6 protein-coding genes and 1 pseudogene are annotated in these 5,035 nt (G+C 69.9%); 4 read left to right on the top strand and 3 right to left on the bottom strand.

Annotated features, from left to right (window positions below; translation table 11 throughout):
• From A9X03_RS27605 to A9X03_RS27595, 3 genes and pseudogenes are all read right to left on the bottom strand, one after another.
• Positions 1-530, bottom strand: a pseudogene (locus A9X03_RS27605) (aspartate carbamoyltransferase); the annotation flags it as partial.
• The gene (gene pyrR / locus A9X03_RS27600; protein ID WP_067752892.1) at positions 527-1,099 is read right to left on the bottom strand and encodes a bifunctional pyr operon transcriptional regulator/uracil phosphoribosyltransferase PyrR; all 573 of its coding nucleotides are present in this window, start codon (positions 1,097-1,099) and stop codon (positions 527-529) included. The pseudogene A9X03_RS27605 and the gene pyrR, both read right to left, overlap by 4 nt.
• Before the next feature lie 293 nt (positions 1,100-1,392).
• Positions 1,393-1,824, bottom strand: coding sequence for a cellulose-binding domain-containing protein (locus A9X03_RS27595; protein WP_067783392.1), 432 nt, complete (start codon positions 1,822-1,824; stop codon positions 1,393-1,395).
• A gap of 203 nt (positions 1,825-2,027) precedes the next feature.
• Here A9X03_RS27595 and A9X03_RS27590 point away from each other — a divergent pair, with 203 nt between their 5' ends.
• The 4 genes from A9X03_RS27590 (at position 2,028) to A9X03_RS27575 (ending at position 4,856) form a co-directional block, all read left to right on the top strand.
• Complete coding sequence (locus tag A9X03_RS27590; RefSeq protein ID WP_082954737.1) at positions 2,028-2,660, top strand: class I SAM-dependent methyltransferase; 633 nt, start codon at positions 2,028-2,030, stop codon at positions 2,658-2,660.
• Between the two features lie 79 nt (positions 2,661-2,739).
• Entirely contained in the window at positions 2,740-3,105 is a 366-nt protein-coding gene (locus tag A9X03_RS27585; protein ID WP_067752883.1) for an STAS domain-containing protein, read from the top strand.
• A 4-nt stretch (positions 3,106-3,109) separates the two neighbouring features.
• Positions 3,110-4,315, top strand: coding sequence for a serine hydrolase (locus A9X03_RS27580; RefSeq protein ID WP_067783382.1), 1,206 nt, complete (start codon positions 3,110-3,112; stop codon positions 4,313-4,315).
• 1 nt (position 4,316) lies between these two features.
• On the top strand, positions 4,317-4,856 hold the full coding sequence (locus tag A9X03_RS27575; RefSeq protein WP_067752877.1) for a GNAT family N-acetyltransferase: 540 nt from the start codon (positions 4,317-4,319) through the stop codon (positions 4,854-4,856).
• Positions 4,857-5,035 lie beyond the last annotated feature (179 nt).

Genomic DNA, 5,035 nt, shown 5'->3' with positions numbered 1-5,035 from the left:
TTGGAACGGGCGACCCGGCTGTGCAGGATGTCGCCGACGATCACGATGCGCCGGCCCTCGATGCCGCCGAGGCGCTGGCGGATGGTCAGCGCGTCCAGCAGCGCCTGGGTGGGGTGCTCGTGCGTGCCGTCGCCCGCATTGATCACCGACGGGCCGTCGTTCGCGCTGCCGGTCCATTCGGCCAGCAGGTGCGCGGCACCGGAGGCCGGGTGCCGGATGATCAGCGCGTCGGCGCCGGCCGCGCGCAGCGTCAACGCCGTGTCGCGCAGCGACTCACCCTTGCCCACCGACGATCCCGCCGCGCTGACGTTGATCACGTCGGCGCTCATCCACTTGCCGGCCACCTCGAACGAAACCCGGGTGCGGGTGGAGTTCTCGTAGAACATCGTGATGACGGTGCGCCCGCGCAGCGTGGGCAGCTTCTTGATTTCGCGGCCGACCAGCGCCTGGGAGAAGCGGTCGGCGTCGTCGAGGATGGCGGTGGCCTCGTCGCGGCTCAGGTCGCCGGCGGCCAGCAGGTGCCGGGTCATCGGGAGATCACCACCCCGTCGCGCCCGTCCTGCTCGCTGAGCAGCACGTGCACGCTCTCGCTGCGCGACGTCGGAACGTTCTTGCCGACGTAGTCGGCGCGCAGCGGGAGCTCGCGGTGGCCCCGGTCGACCAGCACCGCGAGCTGCACCACCCGGGGGCGGCCGACGTCGCGCAGTGCGTCCAGCGCGGAACGCACCGAGCGCCCGGAGTACAGCACGTCGTCGATGAGAATCACCAGCGCGTCGTCGATGCCGCCCGCCGGGATCGAGGTGGCCTCCAGCGGCCGCGGCGGCTTCTGCATCAAATCGTCGCGATACAACGTGATGTCGAGGCCCCCGTGGCCCACCTCCACGCCGCTGAATTCGGCGATGTGGGTGGCCAGCCGCTCGGCCAGGATCACGCCGCGGGTCGGGATGCCCAACAGCACCACCCGCGGCGCGTCGGGTCCGTCCAGCGCGGTCTTTTCGATGATCTGATGTGCGATACGGGAAATGGTGCGGCCCACGTCGGCCGCCGACATCAGTTCCCGGGACCCGCGGCTTGAGCCGCTCTCGTCCACAGCACCCATGCGAGACTTGACCTCCTTCTCCGCCTCGCGGGACGGATCGTTAAAGGATGTCGACTGCCCGGCAGCGTAACACCTCTCTGGCGGAGCGCCGGCGCGGGGCACGAGTGCGCAATCCCGGATCGCCCGCCGTGCCCCACCCGTCCCAGGCGTCTCGCCGGGAGTCGGCGCCCGCTGTGCCCGCCTCGTAGCGACAACTCGTTGCGCTTCACGGCGTGGGTATGACGGGCTCAGCCGTCGCCCGGGAGGGGCGAACGGACTCCGGCTCTACCGCGGCGAGGGCCGCGAGACCGCCCCTAGGTGCAGGGAACTTGCCCGTTGAGCACGCAATTCGACGGGGGTGTGAAGGAACCGGTCAGCGCGCCCCTCATGCCGCCCGTCGCCGAACCGCCGGGTGCGATGCTGCGATTCCAGTTCGCGGGGGTAAGGGTGAAGTGGGTGCCCGATTGGGTGATGTTGCTGTTCCAGGTGTGCAGGACGGATTGTCCGGCCGGCATGTCGAAGTCAATCCGCCAATCGGTGAGCGGCACCAGGCTCAAGTTGGTGACGGTGAAGTTGGCGATGAAACCGGTCTGCCACGCATGTTCCACCGACAGCGTCGCCGAGGCGGGCGCGGCCGCATGAGCCGCCGGGATGACGGCGAGTCCGAAGGTGGCGACCAGCAATGCCGACACGGATACGTGAAGGGCTGTGCGCCAGCGCTTCACGCATTTGTTCAGTTCGGCCATGCGGCCCACATTAAAGGCAAGCGGGCGTTATCGACCGGCGCATCGCGGCACGCTGCAGTACCTTTGCCCAACCGAAACCGTCATGAAATTTTGGCCTCGATACGACGCCGCGTTGCCACGCGGCCGGGGCGGTTCGTGCCCGCCTCGCGGCGACGCCGTGTCGCGCTACCCTGGCGAAAATGACGGGCTCTGGATTCTCCCGAATGCAGCGAATGGACTTCGACGCGCTCTACCGCGGCGAAAGCCCCGGCGAAGGCATCCCACCGATGGCCACACCCCCCTGGGATACCAAGGCGCCCAAAGACAGCGTCGTCGCCTGGCACGACGGCGGCTGGATCCACGGCGAGGTCCTCGACATCGGCTGCGGGCTCGGCGACAACGCCATCTATCTGGCTCGCAACGGCTTCGGAGTCACCGGGCTGGACATCTCGCCCGCCGCGCTGCTGACCGCCCAGCGCCGTGCAAATGACGCCGGAGCCGACGTCACGTTCGCGGTGGCCGACTCCACCAACCTGGAGGGCTATTCCGACGCCTTCGACACCGTGATCGACAGCGGCATGTTCCACTGCCTCGACGACGACGGCAAACGCAGCTACGCCGCCGCGGTACACCGGGCGACCAGACCGGGCGCCACGTTGTTGATGAGCTGCTTCTCGGACGCGAACGCCCCCGACGAGCGCTGGCCCCGGCCGGCGGTCTCGGAGCAGACGCTGCGGGACGTGCTCGGCGGCGCGGGGTGGGACATCGAGTCGCTTCAGCCCGCGACGATGCGCCGGGAAGTGGACGGCGCCGAAGTCGAGATGGCGTTCTGGTACGTCCGGGCGCGACGGCGCTGACCGAACCGGCCGCTCGTCGCGACCGCGGGTTTTCGGCCCGGGTGGTCGGCCGCCGCCGAGAAGAAAGTACGTTCGGAGCGTGAGCGAGGAGTTCTGGGTAACCCGCCGCGAAGCCGGGGATGCGGTGGTGTTGCAGGTCAGCGGCGTGGTGGACATCATCACCGCACCGTCGCTGGCCACCCACATCGACGTCGCCCTGGCCGGCACGCCCGCGGTGCTGGTCATCGACCTCACCGAGGTCGACTTCCTGTCCTCCGCGGGCATCACCGTGCTGGTCGAGGTACATCGGCTGACCGAGAACAGCCCGACCTCGCTGCGCGTCGCGGCCGACGGTTCGGCCACCAGCCGGCCGCTGCGCATCGTCGGGCTCGACGAGTTCATCGACCTCTACCCCACCGTGGACGAGGCCTTGGCCGGGGCTCCCCGCGGCCCGGAGCTAACCTGACCGGGTGAATCTCGACGTCAATGCGGCCTCCATTCGCGAAGTGGTCGACGCGGGGCTGCTCGCCGGCGCGCTGACGCTGATCTGGCAGCGCGGAGAAATCCTGCAGGTCAACGAAATCGGTTACCGCGACGTGGACGCCGGCCTGCCGATGCAGCGCGACACGCTGTTCCGGATCGCGTCGATGACCAAGCCGGTCACCGTCGCAGCGGTGATGAGCCTGGTCGACGAGGGCAAGCTGACGCTGAAGGACCCGGTCGTGCGCTGGGCGCCGGAGCTGGCCGGCGTGCGGGTGCTCGACGACCCGCACGGCCCGCTCGACCGCACGCACCCGCTCGGGCGCGCCATCCTGATCGAGGACCTGCTCACCCACACCAGCGGCCTGGCCTACGGCTTCTCGGTGTCCGGGCCGATCGCGAAGGCCTACGTGCGGCTGCCGTTCAACCAGGGCCCGGACGCCTGGCTCGCCGAGCTGGCCAAGCTGCCGCTGGTGCATCAGCCCGGTGACCGGCTCACCTACAGCCACTCCATCGACCTGCTCGGCGTGATCGCGTCGCGCATCGAGGACAAACCGTTCAACGAGGTGCTCGACGAACGGGTCCTGGGTCCGGTCGGCATGCCCGACACCGGATTCTTCGTGTCCCCCGACGCGCGCCGCCGCGCGGCGACCATGTACCGGCTCGACGGGCAGGGCCGGCTGCACCATGACGCGATGGGGCCGCCACACATCAAGCCGCCGTCCTTCTGCAACGCCGGCGGCGGGCTGTGGTCGACCGCCGACGACTACCTGCGATTCGTGCGGATGCTGCTGGGCGACGGGACGATCGACGGCGTACGGGTGCTCTCCCCCGAGTCGGCCCGCCTGATGCGGACCGACCGGCTCACCGACGAACAGAAGCGCCACGACTTCCTCGGGGCGCCCTATTGGGTCGGCCGCGGCTTCGGACTGAACCTGTCGGTGGTTACCGACCCCGCCCGCAGCGCGCCGCTGTTCGGGCCGGGCGGGCTCGGGACGTTCAGCTGGCCGGGCGCCTACGGGACGTGGTGGCAGGCCGACCCGACCGCCGACCTGGTTCTGCTGTACCTGGTGCAGAACCTGCCCGACATGTCCGCGGACGTGGCGGCGGCGATCGCCGGCAACACGTCGCTGGCGAAACTGCAATCGGCGCAACCGAAATTCGTCCGGCGGACCTATCAAGCGCTCGGCCTCTGACGTGGTCGATTACCCGCCCGACCGCATCACCGGACCCCGCCTCGTGCTGCGCAGGCCCGTGCTCGAGGACGCCGGCGCGCTGTTCCAGCGGGTCGCCCGCGATCCCGAGGTCACCAGGTACCTGATGTGGGCGCCGCATCCCGACGTGGCGGCGACGCGGCGGGTGATCACCGAAAAGCTCAACGCCACCCCCGACGAGCGGACGTGGGCGATCGAATTGCGGCACAGCGGTGAGGTGGTCGGGCTGACCAGTTGCCGGCGCCCGGTGCCGCACTCGGTGGAGATCGGTTACTGCCTCGGCCGCCGATGGTGGGGCAAGGGCCTGATGGGCGAGGTGCTCGACATGCTGCTGACCGCGCTCGACAGCGACCGGGCCGTGTATCGGGTGTGGGCCACGTGCAACGTCGACAACGAGCGCTCGGCCCGGTTGCTGGAGCGCGCCGGGTTCGTGCTGGAGGGGCGCCTGGCCCGCCACGCGGTCTACCCCAACCTGGGGCTCGAACCGCAGGACAGCCTGCTCTACGCGAGGATCCTGCGCTGAACGGGTGTGCGGCCAAGGCGGGGCTTACCGCCGTGTCGCCGCCCTGAGCGCACACTGAAAGCCCTCAGCGCACAGTCGATCGCGCGTGGTCGAGCGCGCGGCGCGCGTAGGCCCGCACGTCGGCGTCGCCGTCCTTGAGGGCGATGCTCAGCGCATCGCGCGCGGCGGGTTCGCCGGCC

Source organism: Mycobacterium sp. E1715 (genome assembly GCF_001667625.1).
Lineage (GTDB): Bacteria > Actinomycetota > Actinomycetes > Mycobacteriales > Mycobacteriaceae > Mycobacterium.
The sequence above is the reverse complement of the archived record's forward strand: the minus strand, read 5'-3'. Positions and strand labels throughout refer to the sequence as shown.

Excerpts from the sequence above, each read along its gene's own strand:
- pyrR (WP_067752892.1), bottom strand. The coding sequence starts at position 1,099 with ATGGGTGCTGTGGACGAGAGCGGCTCAAGCCGCGGGTCCCGGGAACTG.
- A9X03_RS27590 (WP_082954737.1), top strand. The coding sequence starts at position 2,028 with ATGCAGCGAATGGACTTCGACGCGCTCTACCGCGGCGAAAGCCCCGGC.
- A9X03_RS27595 (WP_067783392.1), bottom strand. The coding sequence starts at position 1,824 with ATGGCCGAACTGAACAAATGCGTGAAGCGCTGGCGCACAGCCCTTCAC.